Consider the following 18,276-nt stretch of genomic DNA (forward strand, 5'->3'; position numbering starts at 1 on the left):
GGGCGCCGTGTCCTTGCCCACCCCCGGGTGGTGCTTGTATGGGAAGTCCGTTACCGCGCCGGCAGCCCGTCTGTCGTGCCAACCCCCTGGAGTCTGTGTGAACGCGCGTGCCGAGTCCCTGCCGACAGTCGCGTCCGACCTGATCTCCCTCACCAAGCCGCGCCTCTCCACGTTGGTGCTCGTCACCGCGGCGGGGGGCATGTGGTTGGCGCCCGGGCACATGGGTGCCGTCAACGCGCTGGTGACGCTGCTGGCCACGGCGGGAACCGTGGGCTCGGCCAATGCCCTCAACTGCTACTGGGAGCGGCACAGCGACCAGTTCATGGACCGCACCCGCAACCGGCCGCTGCCCTCCGGGCGCATGGAGCCGGCGGTGGCGCTGTGGTTCGGCATCTCCCTGGCGGCCGTGTCGCTTCCGGCCCTGGCCTTGGGGGCCAACGTGCTCACCGCCGCGCTGGGGCTGCTGGCCCTGCTGAGCTACGTGCTGGCCTACACGCCGCTGAAGGCGCGCACCTCCGCCGCCATGCTGGTGGGCGGCGTGCCGGGCGCGCTGCCGCCGCTCATGGGGTGGACGGCGGTGACGAACACGCTGGACGCGGGCGGCTTCGCGCTCTTCGCCATCATGTTCCTGTGGCAGATGCCGCACTTCATCGCCATCGCCCTGTTCCGCAAGGAGGAGTACCGGGCGGCGGGCCTCACCTCCGTGCCCTTGGAGTGGGGGGATGAGTCCAGCCGCGCACAGGTGGTGCTCTACCTGGTGGCGCTGATTCCCATGTCGCTGCTGCCCTTCCAGCTCCACATCGCGGGCGCCTGGTACCTGGCCGCCGCGGTGGTGTTGGGCCTGGGCTTCCTGGGCATTGGCGCCTGGGGCTTCTTCCGGCGGCTGGGAAACACCTGGGCCCGCCAGACGTTTTTCTTCTCACTCATCTACCTCACCGGCCTGTTCGCCGCGCTGGCGCTGGACCGCGTTCCTCGCGAATAGCAGCCAGGGCGCACGGGGGACGCCCACTCATGCCCGAAGCCCTGGTTTCCACCGCCACCGCCCAACCGCTGCTCGAACTGGAGGGGCTCACGCGCCGCTTCAAGGGGCGCACGGCCGTGGACGGCCTGTCCCTGTCGGTGCGGCCGGGCGAGATCCTGGGCCTGCTGGGGCCCAACGGCGCGGGCAAGTCCACCACGTTCCAGGTGCTCGCGGGCCTGCTCGCCCCGGACTCCGGGCAGGTGCGCTTCGCGGGGCGCGAGCTGGCGCTGAGCGACCCGTCGCTGCGCCGGCAGATGGGCATCATCTTCCAGCGCGGCAGCCTGGACGACCTGCTCACCGCGCGGGAGAACCTGCTGCTCGGGGCCCGGCTGTATGGCCTGGGCGGCGAGCGGGCGCGTGAGCGGGTGGAGGCGATGCTGTCGCTCATCGGTCTGCTGGAGCGCGGCGACGAGCGCGTGGGCACGTGGTCCGGGGGCATGCGCCGCCGCCTCGAGCTGGCGCGGGCGCTGGTGCACCAGCCGCGCGTGGTGCTCATGGACGAGCCCACGCAGGGGTTGGACGAGGCGGCCTTCCGCACCTTCTGGACGCACCTGAAGCGCCTGCGCGACAGCGAGGGCCTCACGGTGCTGCTCACCACGCACCGCGCGGACGAGGCGGAGGTGTGTGACCGGCTGGCGGTGCTGGACGCGGGCCGGCTGGTGGCGTGTGACACGCCGCAGGCGCTGGCCTCTCGCATGGGCGGAGACATCCTCTCCGTGGAGGCCCCGGAGCCGGACGCGCTGGCGGCCGAGCTGCGCGAGCGGCTGGGGCTGGACGCCAAGGTGGTGGAGGGCCGGGTGCAGGTGGAGGCCACGCAGGGCCACGCCCTGGTGCCCCGGCTGGTGGAGGCCTTCCCCGCGGGGCGGCTGACCTCCGTGTCGCTGCGCCGGCCCACGCTGGCGGACGTGTTTCTCCAACTGACGGGGCGCGCGCTGGGCGCGGACGTGCCCACCGCCGAGCCCGCGCCGAGGAAACGTCGATGAGCGCCGAACTGTCCGCCGCCCCTGAACCGATGAACGCCGGAGCACCGGCCGTGTCGTCCGCGCCTGGGACGCTCGCGCTCCAGTGGGCGACGGTGCGCGTGCTGATGATGCGCGACATCGTGCGCTTCTTCCGCCAGCCGAGCCGGGTGGTGGGCGCGCTCGCGCAGCCCATCCTCTTCTGGTTCGTCATCGGCACCGGCTTCGCGGGCTCCTTCCGCGTCGAGGGCGCGCAGGGGCTGGGCTACCAGGAGTTCTTCTTCCCGGGGGTCGTCACCATGGTGCTGCTGTTCAGCGCCATCTTCGCGACGATTACCGTCATCGAGGACCGCAAGGAGGGCTTCCTTCAGGCGGTGCTCGCGGGGCCCGGCTCACGGCTGGCGGTGGTGTTGGGCAAGGCGCTGGGCTCGTCGGCCATCGCGCTGCTCCAGGCCTCGCTGTTCCTGCTCTTCGCGCCGCTGGCGGGCGTGAGCGCGGCCACGCTCGACCTGCCGCTGCTGGTGACGGTCATGGTGCTGTCGGCCCTGGCGTTGACGGGCATGGGCATGGCGCTGGCGTGGTGGGTGCGCTCCAGCGCGGGCTACCACGCGGTGATGAGCATCGCGATGCTGCCCATGTGGGTGCTGTCGGGCGCCGTGTTTCCGCTCAAGGGCGTGGACTCCTGGCTGGCCTGGGTGATGCGGCTCAACCCGATGCGCTACTCCGTGGAAGGCGTGCGGCGGGCGCTGTACGGCGCGGAGGCGTCGGTGTCGCTGGGCGCGTCCTCGGGCCTTGCGGGTCTGGAAGTGCCGGTGCTCCTGGCCTTCGCCGCTGTGTTCGTGGGGCTGGCCGCCTTCAGCGTCAGTCGCCGCGAGTAGCGGAGCCGAATGCGCGGCGTCCCGGTGGGTTGGACATGCGAGGCCCCTTTCGCTACGAGGTGGGGCATACGCATCACCTGACTTTCCGAGGAGATTGCACGATGACGCTGCGCACGCTCGGCCTGACGCTGCTGGGGACCGCGGGGCTGTTGACCCTTTCTGCCTGCAAGAAGGAAGAACCGGCCGCGGAGCCTCCCGCCGCCGCGCCCGCCGCGAAGAAGGAGCACGCCGCTTCGCCCATCCAGGCGCCCGAAGGTGCCGCCGCCGCGCCCGTGGCGCCCGCCGGCAAGGGCGTGGTGAAGGGCACGGTGAAGTTCACCGGCACGGTGCCCGCGGCCGCGGACCTCCCCGCGAGCAATGACCCGGCCTGTGACGGCATGGCGACGAAGGATGCGTCCCTGCTGGTGAAGGACGGCAACCTCCAGAACGTGCTGGTGCGCGTGAAGGGCAAGGTGCCCGGTGCGCCCGCCGCGCCGAGCACCCCGGTGGTGGTGGACCAGTCGAAGTGCACCTACGTCCCACGTGTCCAGGGCGCCGTGGCGGGCCAGCAGGTGGCCTTCAAGAACAGCGACGGCACGCTGCACAACGTGCGTGGCATCGTGGGCACCAAGCCCGCGTTCAACGTCGCGCAGCCGCCGTCCGGTGCGCCGGTGGAGCGGCCGATGCCCGCGGACGCCGACGTGCTGAAGCTCAAGTGCGACGTGCACCCGTGGATGTCGGCCTTCGTCGTCAGCAACGAGAACCCGTACTTCGTGACGACGGGCGAGGACGGCGCGTTCTCGCTTGAGGGTCTGCCCGCGGGGACGTACACGGTGGAGGCCTGGCACGAGACGCTCGGCACGAAGACGGCCGAAGTCACGGTGACGGACGACGCGCCCGCGGAGGCGGCGTTCACCTTCGTGGCAGAGGACGCGTCCGCGCAGAAGTGACGTAGGGCGGGGCGGGTGCTCCCACGAGGAGCGCCCGCCGCGTCGAGGTCGCCGCGCAGGCGGAGGTCTCGCCGGTGCCTTGGGTGTCACGCGGCGGTGAGGCGTGTCTGTCGCGCTGGCGTGACTCGCCCGCGAGAGGCCGTGCTGCCGCTGCCCCGTGCCAGGCGGCGGTGAGGCGCGTCCACCCCGTCGACGTGGCTCGCCCACGCGAGGCCACGCCGCCGCTGTGAATCACGCGGCGGTGAGGTGCTCCGGGGCGGTCGGGCCGCTCTTGCGGACGGTGAAGCCCACCCGTGCGCCGCCGCCTGGACGGTTCTCCGCGAAGACGTCCCCGCCGTGGGCACGCGCGATGCGCTGGACGAGCGCGAGGCCGAGCCCCAGCGAACCCGCTTCACGCGCCTCCGCGCCCGAGTCCTTCCGGTAGAACGGGCGGAAGATGCGCTCGTCTTCTCCCGGCTGGAGCCCTGGTCCCCGGTCATCCACGCAGAAGGCGAGGTGCTCACCGCGCTCCTGGACGCGCAGCGCCTCGGCGCCCGTGCCGTGCTTGCGCGCGTTCTCCAGGAGGTTCGCCAGCGCGCGGCCCAGCAGCGTCGCATCTCCCACGAGCCCAGCGTGCTCCGCTTCCACGTCCAGCACGGAGCCCGTCAGGCCCGCGCGCTCCAGCGCCTGGGTGGCCAGCGCCCGGGCATCGAGCACGCGCGGCGTGAGCTGCCCGAAGTCCAGCCGGGAGCTGGCCAGCAGCTCGCCCACGAGCGCGTCCAGCTCGACGACTTCACGGTCCACCTGGTCCAGCGTCTTCGGGTTGCCGCCCCCGTCACGCAGCAGCTCCGTGAGCACGCGCAGCCGGGCCAGGGGCGTGCGCAGCTCATGGGACACCGCGGCCAGCAGCTCGCGCTGGTCCGCCATCTGCTTCTCGATGCGCCCCGCCATGTCATTGAAGGCATCCGCCAGCACGGCGAACTCTCCGGTGACATGCGGCGCGATGTCCGCGCGCGAGTCCAGCCGGCCCGAGCCCAGGTCCAACGTGGCGCGCACCAGCTCGTCCATCGGCCGCGCGAGACGCCGCGCCAGCTTCCCCGCGGCGAGCCACAGCACCATGCACGACAGCACCAGCGGCAACACCATCTTCAACGGACTCTTGGCGCGGAAGTGGGAGTAGCACGCGCGCACCGAACCCAGGACGGCGCCGTCCCGCATCACGGGCAGGTTGAACTCGGGTCGCCGGCAGGGCTCTTCGGTGCGCACCAGCAGGGTTCCAGTGGCGTCGTGCAGCTCCACGCCGACCTGCAGGTCCCTCGCGATGGAATCCACCAGCGCGTTGCGCCGCGCGGGCTCGTCCCAGACCTCCTCGAAGCGGTGGCTGACGAACGTGCGCACGCGTTCGCCTTCCTGTTTCCAGGTACCTCCACCCACCAGGCTCATCACCGTGGCCACCACGGCGCCCGTGGCGAGAATGGACAGGCCGAACCACAGAAAGAGGCGCCGGTGCAGCCGGGCGCCCACGAAGCTGCCCAGCCGCCCCATGTGCCAGTAGCCGGGCTGAGGGCGCCGGTGTCCCCAGGGGCTGCACTCGCGCGGGTCGCCCCATGCGCCCCAGCCACCCCAGGGTCCGCCGCGTCGGCCTCGTCTCACGGGCCCTCCTTGGCGAAGACGTAGCCCACGCCGCGCACTGTCTTGATGAGCCGGGTGCCCACGTCGCCGAGCTTCTGTCGCAGGTGAGAGATGTGTACGTCCACGGTGCGCTCGCCCACCACGGTGTCGCTGCGTCCGGCTTCTCCCAGCAACGCGTCACGGGGAATGACGCGTCCGGCCCGGCGCACCAGCGCGACGAGCAGATCGAACTCCAGGCCCGTCAGGTCCACGGGCCGGTCCTCGACGCGCACCTCGCGGCCGGCGATGTCGATGCACACGCCACCGGCCTCCAGGCGGTCCGCCACCGACGATGGCAGTGAGCGTCGGAGCACGGCCCTCAGCCGGGCGAGCAGCTCGCGCGGGCTGAAGGGCTTGGGAAGGTAGTCATCCGCGCCGATTTCCAGGCCCACCACGCGGTCGGTCTCATCGCCCTTGGCGGTGAGCATGATGACGGGGATGCGGCTCTTCGCGCGGATGCGCTTGCAGACCTCCAGGCCGTCGATGCCCGGCATCATCACGTCGAGAAGCACCGCGTCGTAGGCGCTGGCCTCCAACGCCGCGAGCCCTCGGCCGCCATCGGCGGCATGGGTGACGGAGAGTCCGTTCTGCCCGAGGTACTGCGCGAGCAGCTCGTACATCCGGGTGTCGTCGTCGATGAGCAGGACTCGCGTGGACATGCACCGCTTTCTACTTCAGGGATGGGCGATGTGGATGGTGGGGATGGTGGTCGTCGGGGAAGCCACCCCTCGCTGGCTGGAGGCCTCCCACCGGCCGTGGGGGCCGTTGGGGCTCCGCCCCTGTTCCCAGCCGCCCTGGTGGCAATGGTGACGCATGTGGGAGCGGTGGCGAGCGACACTCGCGAAGCCGGAGGCATAACCTCCGACGGTGCCCAGGGTGAGCAGGACGATGAGCAGACGGCGGCGCATGGGGACTCTCTTTCGGGAGGGGGTTGGCGTGGAGAGGGCGGGGCGGGCTCAGCCCGCGCGCGAGTCATCCGCTCGCCAGCGGCCGGGGCCGTCACCCCCGTGGTCGCCGCCATGCCAGGGCGCGCCGCCGCGCCAGCCGCCGTGGCCACCGCAGCGTCGATTCCAACCACCGGGGCCACCGCGCCAGCCGTAGGCGTAGCCAGGGCCATGCTCCAGGAGGTCTGCGAGCTCGCGGCGCTGCCGTGGGTCCAGCGCCTCATGGACCTGGGCGAGCGCGCCTTGGACGGTGCGGCGCACGTTGTCGAGCGCCACGTCGTGACGGGCGAAGAGCTCTCGCAGGGCCGCGCCGTCGAAGTGCTCACCGCGAAGCGCGGTGCCCACGGCGGTGCGGCTGGGGCCGAACTCATCGCGGGCCTTGGCGAAGGCCTCCATGACGTCGTCCGTGGCCTTGAGGAGGACCTTCTCCTGACCGGGGGAGGTGTCCAGGTGCTCGAACAACCAGCGCAGGCGGCCGCGGCCGCTCCAGCGGCTCCGACGGTGTGAAGGGTGACGCCAGTGACGTCCTCCGCGAAGGGTGTAGATGAGTCCCGCGAGGCAAGCCGTTCCGAAGAGAAACCCGAACATGGTTCCACGCTCCCAATGAGGCCGGCCCGGGTGAGGGGCTGGCGCTGTCAGTGACAACGAGCGGGAAAGTAGAGGGCGGGTATGAAGGCCGCGCCCGCGGGGGATGAAGAAGTGTGAAGGCTGTCGCGACGCAGGGCGCCAAGCGACTGAGAGGAAGCGGACGCCCGAGGGCACGAAGAGGTGCCACTGGGGTACGAACTGTCTGCTGGCGGACGGCTGTCTGCCCGAATGGCGGTTCGCGTGTAGACAGGAATGTCTGGCCGGATTGTCGTGGAGGGGCCGGGGCGGTGTGCGCTCCGCACAAGTCGTTCGGGCAGCCCTTGGCGGCGGCCACGAAGCAGAAAGAAGAAGGTCACATGGCAATCGGTACCGTGAAGTGGTTCAACGACGCCAAGGGGTTCGGCTTCATCGCGCAGGACAACGGTGAGGACGTGTTTTGCCACCACACTGCCATCAACATGGATGGCTTCCGCACCCTCCAGGAGGGGCAGCAGGTGGAGTTCGAAGTGACGCGCGGCCCCAAGGGCCTGCAGGCGCAGAACGTGCGCTCCGTCGCGGGCTGAGACTCCCGCAGGTCACCTTCGAGTGTGCCCGAGGCCCGGTCTCCCCCAATGGGAGGCGGGGCCTTCGCATGTCTGGCCTCATGTGTGCCGGGCGGGCAGCCGGCGACCGATATCCGTCGGCGACCCGAGGCCTTCCTTACCTTCACGGCAGACGCGCGGCGCGTGCGCCGCCATCCAACGGAGGTGAAGGCATGGGCGACACCAGCGTGAAGAAGGTGGAGAGTCGGCACTCTCCCAAGGGAGAGATGGGGCAGAAGTATCTGGCCTCCGGCGTCCGGCTGTCGATGCGGCTCTGGGAAGACGAGCCCCCGGGAGAAGCCGCGCCCGCCACGACGCGGGACTACGAGACAGTGGGCTTCGTACTGAAGGGCCGCGCGGAGCTGCACCTGGAGGGGCAGGTCATCCTGCTCAACCCCGGTGACTCCTGGTTGGTGCCACGGGGCTCCAGTCACACGTACAAGGTGCTGGAGACGTTCTCCGCCGTGGAGGCCACCAGTCCTCCCGCGGCTGTCCATGGCCGAGATGAAGGCAAGGACGCCAAGAAGTCACAGCCCGCGAAGGCGTGAGACCGACACGACCAGGAAGCGGGAGTCCCGCGTTGGCGCGCAAGTGGTGCGCGCTCAGCGCAGCCCGCGGAGGTGCTGCGCCATGCTCGTGTCTGTCTGCTCGAGCCAGAGGATGCACGACTCAGGGTTGACTTGAATCCCCGCTTCGACGTGCTCGAGGAACACGGGAGGAACCCATGCAATGAGGTACTCCTGGGGGGCGCGTTTGCCCGTCGCTGATGGAGCGAACCGTGTCGAAGCGATCGCGCGTCACGAAGAAGTGAGGCAGCCAGGACTTCGTGCGAAGGCTCGTCGCGGGAGCCGCCGCCTTGGCCTTGGGGGCGCACCATTTCACTGTTTCAATGAGGGATTGGCGGAACGCGTCGAGGTTCGAACTGCAGTCGGGTTCACTTCGGACAAGTCTGTCCATTCATCCCTCAAGTGGCTCAGTGAGGCTTTCGCCCGCCAGACCACGCCATGTTCATGTAGCGCGTCCCTCCGGCCAGCTCCTCCAGCATCTGGTTGAGCCGCTTCAGCCGGGTGGCCTCGAGCTTGGCCCGTGCAATCCAGCCGAGATAGTCGTTCTGCTGATACGGAGGCCGCGCCTTGTACGCGTCCATGAGTCCGCGCTCGACCAGTGCCGCGCGGACCTGGGCGGGCATCGGGTTCCTGGCGCGCTTGAGCGTCGGCCGCTTAGTGGTAGCCATGGTTCGTTCCTGGGGCTGTCCACTTCGTGCATCACCGCGTGCCCGGCGCTGTCGCGGCAACACGCTCGAACATGAGCGTGGGCTGGCCCATATAGACTCCCTGCCCGGTCGGGCGGAATCCGCACTTGCTCGCAACGCGCAGGGACGCCGTGTTTTCAGGCGCAATGATGCACGCCACGCGCTCGGGGCGGAGGTGTGCATCCGCCCAGGCGAGGGCCGCGCGCACCGCCTCCGTGGCGTACCCCTTGCCGTGAGTTCCAGACGCCAGCACCCAACCGGCTTCGACCGCGCTGCTCAGCGGCGGTTGCATGTTCCGGTGGAAGTCGCCCAGGCCCACCTCGCCCACCAGTCGCCCCGTGCCCTTTTCGCGCACCACCCAGAAGCCGTAGCCCAGCAGCGTCCAGTGGCCTACGTAACGCAAGAGCCGGGACCACATCTCCTCTCGGGTGGACGGCTTGCCGCTGATGAACCGGACCACGGCGGGGTCGGCCCACATCGCGAAGCAGTCCTCGAAGTCCTCCAGGCGATGGCCCTGGAGGACGAGACGCTCGGTTTCGATGAGGGGGATGTGGGTTGCCGTCATGGGAGACTCCTGATGGGGCGAGGCGCTGCTCCGGTCCTGCCACACGGTGCCGTGACGTGGGAAGTCCGTTCCACTCGTCCCGGGCTCCGTCCCGAAGGGCGAGCGCGGGGCTCTCGCCCTTCACAGGTTCCGCTGGAGTCGCTCCTGGGCCTTCACGATGGCGGCCGTGCGGGTGGTGACGTCCAGCTTGGCGAAGACGTTCCGCAGGTGCCATTTGGTCGTGGAGAGCGCCACGTTGGAGCGCTCGCTGATCTCCTGGTTGCTCAGCCCCTGCGCGAGCAGCTTGAGCATCTGGAGTTCACGCTCGGTGAGCGGCTCCAAGGGCGCGGCGGGAGGCGCCGCGAACTCCCGGGGCACCTGGGCCCCCGCTGACAACAGGTCCTGGTACCGCGTGGTGTACCGGTCGGGCAGGGCGTGACTCAGCTTCCGCTGTCGGGCGGCGGCGATGACGACCTCCTGCAAACCCGGCGTCTCGTCGAACACGCTGCGCCCGAAGCCGAACCGCTGCACGAGCGCGAAGCCCCGATTGAGCGCGGCGAATGCCGCCAGCGCATCCCCGGCCCGCCAGTGGCACACCGCGAGGGTGGCCAACAGCGCTGTCTCACGCGACACGTAGCCGACTTCATGCGCGCTGGCGCGCAACGTCTCCAGGATGGCGTGCGCCTTGTCGTGCCTGCCGCGAACCATCATCACCCACGCCTGGGCCAGCCCGAGCCGTTCCCACGTCTCGTCGTAGAATCGCCGCTCACTCCACTCGCCGCGCCGCATGCGCTCGCCCAGGCCGAACTCTTGCGCTACCACGCGCATCCGCGCGGGGGACTGTTCCACCAGGTACAGGCGAATCTTCTCCCCGCACACGTGGGCCAGGAAGCGCGTCTGGTGGCTGCCTTCGAGGACGCCGTGGAGGTAGTCCAGGAGCCGGTAGGCCTCCGCGTACTTCCCGCGGACCGTCTTGATGCGGGCCAGCATGAGGTAGGCGAGGGCGAAGGTCTCGAACACGGAGGCCTGGGGCAACAGCGGGAGCACCTCGACGCAGAGCGCTTCGGCCTCGTCGAGCCGGTTCTGCTCGTAGCGGGCGTTGGCCAACGCGGTGGCCGCGTTCACCCAGACGGGGTTGCGCCGTCCTCGGCTCGCGCGTGCGAAGGCCTGCTCACAGCGTTCCGCGGCGTCCTTCATGTTCCCCTGTGCCCGGTCCGCCAGCGCGACGAGCGAGTCCGTGTAGCCGACCAGGAACGGGTTGTTGAGGACCTGCAGTGTCTCCCGCGCGCTGAGCGCGAGCCGGCGCATCGCATCGAAGCGGTTCATCCGGAGCGCCTGATAAGCCTTCGCCGCCAGCACCGCGCCCGCGACGAAGCCATCCGCCTCCTCGGCGCCCGGAGACGCATCCAGGTCCACGCCTGAATCCGGAGCCGACTCGGACAGCACCGCGTGCAGCAGTCCGAGGTGCGCCAGCCGCTTCGACAGTCGCTCGTACTCCGGCGAGTCCAGGGGATACGCCGTCTCGAGATGGTATCGCGCGTCCTTCATCGCGGCGGTCGCATGCGCGAAGCGGCGGGACAGGATGAGGCACGCGATGTGCCCAACGCAGAGCGCGGGTGAGCGGATGACCTCCTCCGCCGTCAGCTTCGCGGTCCATTGAAGGACGGAGGCAATCTCGCCCTCGCGCATCCACGACTCCATGCAGCGCGCGGTGAGCTCCAGGCACCACGCCCTGTCCCCCGACGCGAACGCGTGCGTGAGCGCCTCTTCCGGCATCGCGTGCTCCGAGAACCACGTACTCGCCGCGCGGTGCAGCCCGGGGACGCGGTCGCCGTAGTCACAGGCGAGCTGCGCCCGAAGGACGTCGAGGAACAGCGGATGGTACCGGTACCATTGATGCTCGGCGTCGAGCGGTTGGATGAAGAGCTGCGACCGCTCGAGGTTCGCCAGAAGGGCGGGACCGCGGGTGATGTCCATGAGGGCGTTGCAGAGCTCCCCGTTGAGGTGCTCCACCACCGAACTCAGGACCAGGAACTCGCGCACTTCATCCGACTGCTCGCGCAGCACGGCGTCCGCCAGATACCGGGCGATGTCGTGGTTGGACCCAATCGCCTTCCTCAGCGCGTCACTGACGCCCGCGTTCTCCCCGGCGGACAGCAGTGCCAGCTTGACGCCCGCGACCCAGCCCTCGGTGCGAGAGCGCAGCGACTCCACGTCCTCGGGCGTGAGCGAGGCGCCACACAGGCGCAGCCCCAGCTCACGGATGGCCTCGCCATCCAGGCTCAAGTCCCGGGCATCCAGCGTCACGAGCTGCTCGGAGAGCTTCAGCCTGGCCAGGTCCAGCGCTGGCGGGCAGCGCGAGGCAACCACCCAATGCACGTGCGGCGGCGAATGGTCGAGCAGGTATGAAAAGGCCCGCACCAGGGCCTGTTCGCGCAGCACATGGAAGTCGTCCAGCACGACGACGAGCTCTCGGCCCAGGTTCCAGAGGCTCCGCAGCAGGACGGCCGTCGCGTGTTCGGGCTGGCCCGTGCTGTACGCATCGAACTCGGGCGCGGCTCGGCGAATCGCCCCGGCCAGATAGGAGAAGAACCGTTCGGGTGCGTTGTCCTGTGCGTCGAGCGACAGCCACGCGAGCAGGTGGGGCGCGCGTGCCTCGCGAAACCACTGCGTCAGCAGCGTGGTCTTCCCCGAGCCGAGCGGGGCGGAGACCAGCACCAGTTTGCCGTGGACGCCCTGGTCGATTCTCCGCAGAGCCGCGGCGCACGGCACCAGCACGGAGGCCGTTCGCGGTGGGGAGAGCTTCGTTGGCAGCAGATGGGACACGGGCTCGTCCGCCCCCGGCGGTGTCGCGTGAGGGCTCCACGATGCGTTTCGAAGGCGCGGCATGGGTGCGTACCCCTTTGGCCGGTTGCGTCAGTCAGTAGACCACGGAAAACGTGCGAATCGGGTCAGTCGCCCCTGCGGCAATCACATCGCAAATGTCAGGAATGCCACATCACAATGCGCCACATGTGCGGTTTCGCGGCCTTGCGGCGCGGGTGTCCAGGGCTGAAAGGCTGACGCGACGTGTCGGTGATTGCCTTTGCAGGGGAGGGAGGGGCCGTTTCCCCTCCCTTCGGTGGGGGCATTGTCGTGGAGCCCACTGGTACTTCGCGGACAGCAACGCTTCCCCGTCTCGTGAGGTGAGCCATATGGTGGGTACTCAGCAAGTGGGCGCGAGCAGGAGTCGCTGGCGCGCTCGGGCCATTTCGTTGTGCGCCGTGGCGTCGTTGTTGACGGCCTTCACCGCCGCGGCCCAGGCGCCCTCATTCATCACGTTCGACAGCGCGCACGTCCGCCCCCTGGCGCTCTCTCCAGATGGGACGCGGCTCTTCGCCGTCAACACGCCGGACAACCGCCTGGAGGTGTTCTCGGTCACCAGCGCCGGGCTCTCGCTCATCGCGGAGGTCCCCGTGGGCCTGGAGCCTGTCGCGGTCGCCGCGCGCAGCAACACGGAAGTCTGGGTGGTCAACCACCTGTCGGACAGCATCAGCGTGGTCAGTCTGGTGGGGACGCCGCGCGTGGTCCGCACGCTGCTGGTGGGGGACGAACCGCGCGACATCGTCTTCGCGGGCACCAACGGCCTGGCCTTCATCACGACCGCGCACCGGGGCCAGCACCGCACCGACGCCTCCATCTCCCGCGTCCCCGGTGCGGGGGACCCACAGCTCACAACGCCAGGCGTGGGGCGCGCGGACGTCTGGGTCTTCAACCCGGCCTCGCTGGGGGCGACCCTCGGTGGGACGCCCGTGCGCATCGTGACGCTCTTTGGCGATACGCCGCGCGGGCTCGCGACCAGCCCGGACAAGAAGACTGTCTATGCGGCCATTGCCCAATCCGGCAATCAGACGACCTCCGTGAACCTGGACAGCGTCTGTGATGGGTTCAACGAGCGAGGGCTGTGTCTCGTCTTTCCCGACACGTTTCCCTTTGGCAACAACATCCTGCCGGGTGGCCTGCCCGGGCCCTCGACGAACTTCGAGGGTGCGAAGGCGCCGGAGACCGCCCTCATCGTCAAATGGAACCCGTCCGCGGGGCAGTGGCAGGACCCGACGGGCCGCAACTTCAACAACGGCGTGCGCCTGCGCCTGCCGGACAAGGACGTCTTCGCCATCAACGCGGACACGCTCCAGGAGACGGCCTCCTTCTCGGGGGTGGGGACCACCCTCTTCAACCTGGCCACGAACCCGAGGTCGGGCGTGGTCTACGTCTCCAACAGTGAGGCCCACAACCTGACCCGCTTCGAGGGCCCCGGTGAGTTCGGCGGCACCACGGTGCAGGGCAACCTCGCGCAGATGCGCATCACCGTCATCTCCGGCGGCTCGGTATTCCCCCGGCATCTGAACAAGCACATCGACTACTCGAAGCTGGCCGGGAAGCCCGGCTTTGACGCGACGGCGAAGAACCACAGCCTCTCCACGCCGACGGAGATGGTCGTCTCCCAGGACGGCACGAAGCTGTACGTGGTGGCCTTCAGCTCGAGCAAGATTGGTGTCTTCGACACGGCGGCATTGGAGAGCAACAGCTTCAACCCGCGCACCGCGAGCGCCAACTACATCCCGGTGAGTGGCGGTGGCCCCAGCGGCCTGGTGTTGGATGAGGCGCGCAACCGCCTCTACGTGATGACCCGCTTCGACAACGCGGTGAAGGTCATCGACCTGGCGACCAAGGGGGAGCTGTCCTCGGTGCCGCTCTACAACCCGGAGCCCGCTTCTGTCGTCCAGGGACGCCCGTTCCTGTACGACGCGGACTTCTCATCGGCGAACGGTGAGTCGTCCTGCGCCAGTTGCCACATCTTCGGTGACAAGGACGAGCTGGCCTGGGATTTGGGGAACCCCGACGCGCCGGTGACGACCAACCCCATCAGCAAGCGGCTCGCGAGCGACCTCGAGATTGGTCTCTTCCGAGCGTTCACGGGGCATCCCAGCTCGTCCATCAACGGGACGGGCAATCAGAACCAGTTCCACCCGATGAAGGGGCCCATGACGACGCAGACCCTGCGCGGCATGACCCACGGGGGTGCTATGCACTGGCGAGGTGACCGCTCGAATGGCTTCTTCGGTGTCGACGCGAAGGCGGAGGACCTGTCCTTCAAGAACTTCATCGTCGCCTTCCCGGAGTTGTTGGGCCGCGCGTCGATGCCCACGGAGGCGGAGATGAACAAGTTCACGTCCTTCCAGCTCCAGGTCCAGCTTCCGCCGAACCCCATTCGCAGGCTGGATAACGCGCTCACGGCGTCGCAGAAGGCGGGCAGCGACTTCTACTTCGGCAGTCGCCGCGTGGACGGTATCGCGATTGGTGCGGACAACGGCTTCAACTGCAACGGCTGCCACACCATCGACGGCGCGCAGGGCTTCTTCGGAACCGACACCGGTGCCAGCTTCGAGGGCATCAGCCAGATCATGAAGATTCCCCACGTGCGGAACATGTACACGAAGGTCGGCATGTTCGGGTTCCCGGACAACAGCTTCTTCATGCACTCGGAGACCGGGCAGATGGGGGACCAGATTCGCGGCTTCGGTTACACGCATGACGGCGCGGTGGACACGCTGTTCCGCTTCTTCAGCGCCATCGTGTTCTCCAACACCAGCATCGGTGGGCCGTTGGTCGGCTTCCGGAACGACACCGAGCGCCGGCAGATGGAGGACTTCATGATGGCGGCGGACAGCGACCTGGCGCCGATTGTCGGCCAGCAGGTGACGCTCACGGGGGCGACGGCGGCCTCCGTGGGGCCTCGCATCGACCTGCTGATTGCCCGCGCCCGCGCGCCCTTCGCCTCGAAGATTCTGGGAGGCGCGACCCATGAAGCCGACCTGGTGGCGAAGGCCGCGGTGGGCAACCGGGTGAAGGGCTTCCTGTACGAGCGTGCGTTGGGGACATGGAAGCCGGATGACGGTGGCGCGAACATCACCACCACCGCGCTTCGGGCGCTGGCGAACACTGCGGGGCAGGAGGTGACCTTCACCGCGGTGCCGCCCGGCTCCGGCAGGCGCATCGCGCTCGACCGGAACCTGGACGGACGGCTCGACGGCCAATAGCCGTCAAAGCCAGAAGGGTGGGGCGGGGGCACGTCGCAACGCGTGCAAGGCGCAATGCCTCCGCTCCCTGCGCGGCAACGGCTGGAGCGCGCAGATGCGCGAACGCGCTCCCGCTCACTCAGGATCGCGGAGTCACCCAGATGGCGCTGTGGGGCTCCGGCGCGTCGGGGGAGGTCTCCGCCGTGAAGAAGTAGGCCGCGACGGCGGCGCGCCCCCGGCCTTCCGGGCACGCCAGGGCCGTGGGATGGCCATGCCAATGGTCATCGCCGTGAGCCATCACGACCAGCCGGTCGAGCAGCGGCGCAATCCGTGTCTCGCACCGTGAGAGGTCGCTGCTCCACAACTCGAGGTCTCCGCCCCACGCCTGTTCCCAGCCCGGGTTCAGATAGTAGAGGACGGTGAGCCGCCGCGTGAGCGCGCGGAAGCGGTCCCGGTTGAAGTCGGCATGCAGCGCCAGATGACCCCCACGCAACGTGAGGTGCAGCCCCGCTCCGCGGAAATGCGGATCCGGAATGAGTCCCTGGACGCCGGTGAGCGTCTCCAGGAAGTCGATGAACGCCATCCCGGAGAACTCTGAAAGCAGGTGCCGAAGCGGGCCGGGAACGTCCTCGAAGGCCTTGCGCTGAAGCTGCCCCAGCCGCGCCGCCTGCTCCGGATGGTCACGTCGCTTCCAACTGGCCTCGGTGGCACCGGGAAAGATGTCCGCGAGCCCGGTTGCCAGCGGCGTTCCCAGGAATCCATCGATGACGACGTGGGGATGCGGCCGCGCCGTTCCGTATCCGTCACGATGTGCCAACGCGAGCGCGCGAAGCGCCGCCCGGTCGAGAAAGAAACTGGGACCTCGCAGCGGGCCTTCATCCAGGGTCGCGACGCTCACGCGCGCTCCTATAGCAGAACGGACCGGGTGGAGTGGGAGAGGCGCGCGTGACGCGAGGTGCGCTAGACTCTGTCGACACGTCCTATGTCCTCCCAGAAATCTCCCGGCTTTCTCCGCAGCTATGTGCTGCCTGCTCTCTGGCTTTTCGCCCTGCCGCTGTTCGGTGTCTGGTTCTCCAGCCACGCCACGGGCCGCTTCGACTCGCAGGTGTTTGAATCCATTGAAAAGCAGATTGCACGCGACACCGAGGTCAGCGAGGCGGACCGTCAGGAGGTGCTCGACTTCTACCGCGCGGTGCCCGCGTCCATGGCCTGCTTGAGCGACGACCCGGAGCTGGCGAACTATCGCAACAACCTGGGGAAGGCGTGCTCGGACCTGAATCAATTCGAGTGGGCGTCCCTGGCGTCCTGGGGCCTGCTGGCGCTGGGCCTTGTCTCCACCATGATCGCGCTCCTCTGTGGTCTGGCCGCGTTCGTCTCACGGCCCTTCCAGTACGGCAGCTTCGTGGTGGGCTGGCTCGTGCTCCGCGTCACCAGTGCGGTTCAGGTGCTGGGCCAGGGCGCGCTGCTCGTGTGGCTCTCCTACTGGATGACGGCGCTGTGGATGGAGCGCTACTACCCGAAGCTCATCGGCATCATGGCCATCCTGGCCGGCGGCGCGGTGTTCCTGGTCGTGGTGGCCATCTTCCGCCGCCCGCCCTCGGACTTCGACGTGGAGGCGGAGGAAATCACCGAGGCGCGCGCCCCGGAGCTGTGGGCGTGCGTGCGCCGGCTCTGCGCGCGGCTCCAGACGTCACCGCCCGACCACATCCTCGCCGGCATCGACGCCAACTTCTTCGTGACCGAGCACGAGGTGCGCGTGGGAGAGCGTACGCTGACCGGCCGCACGCTCTTCGTGAGCCTGTCCCTGCTGCGCCTGCTGGAGCGCTCCGAGGCGGAGGCGGTGCTGGCGCACGAGATGGGGCACTTGCTGGGCGGTGACACGGGGCACAGCAAGCGACTGGCGCCCAAGCTCGCGCACTTCGGCCACTACCTGCAGCAGCTCTACGACGGTGGCATGACGCGGCCTGTCTTCTATTTCATGATGGCCTACCGCGGCCTGTTCGAGCTGTCGCTGGGCCGCAGCCGGCGCGCCAGTGAGCTCGCGGCGGACCGGTTGGCGGCGGGGGTGACCTCGGGGCAGGACATCGCCCGTTCGTTGGTGAAGGTGGGCGCGTACGCGAGCTTCCGTGATCGCGTGGAGGCGAAGCTCTTCGCCGAGGACGCGCAGCACCAGACGGTGGCCATCGCGGACCGGGTGGCGCATGGCTTCTCGGCGTATGCCCAGTCGGACACCGTGCATGACGACCTGCAGGGGGCCGTGACGCCCCATCCCTTCGACTCCCACCCGCCGTTGGCCGCGCGCATGGAGAACGTGGGGGCCCACCTGAATCCCGAGGACATGGTGCAGTTGCTGCTCAATCCGGTGGAGTCGACGTGGGCGGACACCGTCCAGGACGCGGATGCCATCGAGGCTCGGCTGTGGGGCGCCTACGAGGCGCGTTTCGCGCAGGCCCATGACCTGTCCCTGGCCTACCGTTACGAGCCCTCCACGGACGCGGAACGCGCGCATGTGGAGAAGCACTTCCCGCCGCTCGTGTTCGAGGGCAAGGACGCTGGCTTCGACGTTCAGATGGACTTCTCGCAGGTGAGCTACGGGGAATGGGAAGAACCCATCCTGTTCGAGCAGATCGCCTCGGCCACCACGGCGGACCGCCTGTTCAAGAAGTACCTGGACCTGGAAATCTCCGGAGCGGGGCGCTTCAAGAACCGCCGCTCCATCTGTTTGAGCAAGCTGCGCGAGCCGGACGCCTTGCTCCAGGCCTTCGAGCGCTACCTGTCGCGGCACCGAATCATGAAGGAGCACCGCGCAGGCGCGCAGGCCGCTTGAGACAGCCCGCGGATACGCGCGATGGGGCGCTCGTTCGGAGCGCC

General features: G+C 69.0%; 16 protein-coding genes. 8 read left to right on the plus strand and 8 right to left on the minus strand.

Annotated features, from left to right (window positions below; genetic code table 11):
* Window positions 1–97 precede the first annotated feature (97 nt).
* The 4 genes from cyoE (at window position 98) to A176_RS07710 (ending at window position 3,787) form a co-directional block, all read left to right on the plus strand.
* On the plus strand, window positions 98–982 hold the full coding sequence (gene cyoE / locus A176_RS07695; protein ID WP_002634613.1) for a heme o synthase: 885 nt from the start codon (window positions 98–100) through the stop codon (window positions 980–982).
* Window positions 983–1,011: 29 nt separating this feature from the next.
* Complete coding sequence (locus tag A176_RS07700) at window positions 1,012–2,004, plus strand: ABC transporter ATP-binding protein (RefSeq protein WP_002634612.1); 993 nt, start codon at window positions 1,012–1,014, stop codon at window positions 2,002–2,004.
* A complete protein-coding gene (locus A176_RS07705) occupies window positions 2,001–2,858 on the plus strand; it encodes an ABC transporter permease (RefSeq protein ID WP_002634611.1) in 858 nt (285 codons plus the stop codon). Before A176_RS07700 ends, A176_RS07705 begins: the two co-directional genes overlap by 4 nt.
* A 101-nt stretch (window positions 2,859–2,959) precedes the next feature.
* On the plus strand, window positions 2,960–3,787 hold the full coding sequence (locus tag A176_RS07710; RefSeq protein ID WP_002634610.1) for a carboxypeptidase regulatory-like domain-containing protein: 828 nt from the start codon (window positions 2,960–2,962) through the stop codon (window positions 3,785–3,787).
* A gap of 231 nt (window positions 3,788–4,018) precedes the next feature.
* Here the strand turns inward: A176_RS07710 and A176_RS07715 are convergent, their stop codons facing one another.
* The 4 genes from A176_RS07715 to A176_RS07730 are packed head-to-tail and all read right to left on the minus strand — an operon-like array spanning window position 4,019 to window position 6,969.
* Window positions 4,019–5,419 (minus strand): HAMP domain-containing sensor histidine kinase, encoded by a 1,401-nt coding sequence (locus A176_RS07715; protein WP_044889528.1) that lies wholly within the window; start codon window positions 5,417–5,419, stop codon window positions 4,019–4,021.
* Entirely contained in the window at window positions 5,416–6,096 is a 681-nt protein-coding gene (locus tag A176_RS07720) for a response regulator transcription factor (RefSeq protein WP_002634608.1), read from the minus strand. The genes A176_RS07715 and A176_RS07720 overlap by 4 nt, the downstream gene beginning before the upstream one ends.
* 15 nt (window positions 6,097–6,111) lie before the next feature.
* The gene (locus tag A176_RS07725; RefSeq protein WP_002634607.1) at window positions 6,112–6,345 is read right to left on the minus strand and encodes a hypothetical protein; all 234 of its coding nucleotides are present in this window, start codon (window positions 6,343–6,345) and stop codon (window positions 6,112–6,114) included.
* Window positions 6,346–6,393: 48 nt separating this feature from the next.
* The gene (locus A176_RS07730) at window positions 6,394–6,969 is read right to left on the minus strand and encodes a periplasmic heavy metal sensor (RefSeq protein WP_044889527.1); all 576 of its coding nucleotides are present in this window, start codon (window positions 6,967–6,969) and stop codon (window positions 6,394–6,396) included.
* A gap of 356 nt (window positions 6,970–7,325) precedes the next feature.
* Here A176_RS07730 and A176_RS07735 point away from each other — a divergent pair, with 356 nt between their 5' ends.
* Together A176_RS07735 and A176_RS07740 are read left to right on the plus strand one after the other, a co-directional pair.
* A complete protein-coding gene (locus A176_RS07735; protein ID WP_044889571.1) occupies window positions 7,326–7,532 on the plus strand; it encodes a cold-shock protein in 207 nt (68 codons plus the stop codon).
* Between the two features lie 191 nt (window positions 7,533–7,723).
* Entirely contained in the window at window positions 7,724–8,098 is a 375-nt protein-coding gene (locus tag A176_RS07740; RefSeq protein ID WP_002634604.1) for a cupin domain-containing protein, read from the plus strand.
* A gap of 425 nt (window positions 8,099–8,523) precedes the next feature.
* Here A176_RS07740 and A176_RS07745 read toward each other — a convergent pair whose 3' ends face one another.
* From A176_RS07745 to A176_RS07755, 3 genes are all read right to left on the minus strand, one after another.
* Window positions 8,524–8,784 carry a YdeI/OmpD-associated family protein gene (locus A176_RS07745; RefSeq protein WP_044889526.1) on the minus strand — a complete coding sequence of 87 codons (261 nt, stop codon included), beginning with the start codon at window positions 8,782–8,784 and terminating at the stop codon, window positions 8,524–8,526.
* 31 nt (window positions 8,785–8,815) lie between these two features.
* The gene (locus tag A176_RS07750) at window positions 8,816–9,367 is read right to left on the minus strand and encodes a GNAT family N-acetyltransferase (RefSeq protein ID WP_002634602.1); all 552 of its coding nucleotides are present in this window, start codon (window positions 9,365–9,367) and stop codon (window positions 8,816–8,818) included.
* Between the two features lie 120 nt (window positions 9,368–9,487).
* The gene (locus A176_RS07755; protein ID WP_002634601.1) at window positions 9,488–12,235 is read right to left on the minus strand and encodes a winged helix-turn-helix domain-containing protein; all 2,748 of its coding nucleotides are present in this window, start codon (window positions 12,233–12,235) and stop codon (window positions 9,488–9,490) included.
* Between the two features lie 305 nt (window positions 12,236–12,540).
* Here A176_RS07755 and A176_RS07760 point away from each other — a divergent pair, with 305 nt between their 5' ends.
* Window positions 12,541–15,426: a YncE family protein gene (locus A176_RS07760; RefSeq protein ID WP_002634600.1), complete on the plus strand. Its 2,886-nt coding sequence runs from the start codon at window positions 12,541–12,543 to the stop codon at window positions 15,424–15,426.
* A gap of 118 nt (window positions 15,427–15,544) precedes the next feature.
* Here the strand turns inward: A176_RS07760 and A176_RS07765 are convergent, their stop codons facing one another.
* Window positions 15,545–16,303 carry a 2OG-Fe(II) oxygenase gene (locus A176_RS07765; protein ID WP_002634599.1) on the minus strand — a complete coding sequence of 253 codons (759 nt, stop codon included), beginning with the start codon at window positions 16,301–16,303 and terminating at the stop codon, window positions 15,545–15,547.
* Window positions 16,304–16,387: 84 nt separating this feature from the next.
* On the opposite strand from A176_RS07765, the gene A176_RS07770 reads away from it, so the two are divergent.
* A complete protein-coding gene (locus A176_RS07770) occupies window positions 16,388–18,232 on the plus strand; it encodes a M48 family metallopeptidase (RefSeq protein WP_002634598.1) in 1,845 nt (614 codons plus the stop codon).
* Window positions 18,233–18,276: the final 44 nt, after the last annotated feature.

The organism is Myxococcus hansupus (genome assembly GCF_000280925.3).
Taxonomy (GTDB): Bacteria; Myxococcota; Myxococcia; order Myxococcales; family Myxococcaceae; genus Myxococcus; species Myxococcus hansupus.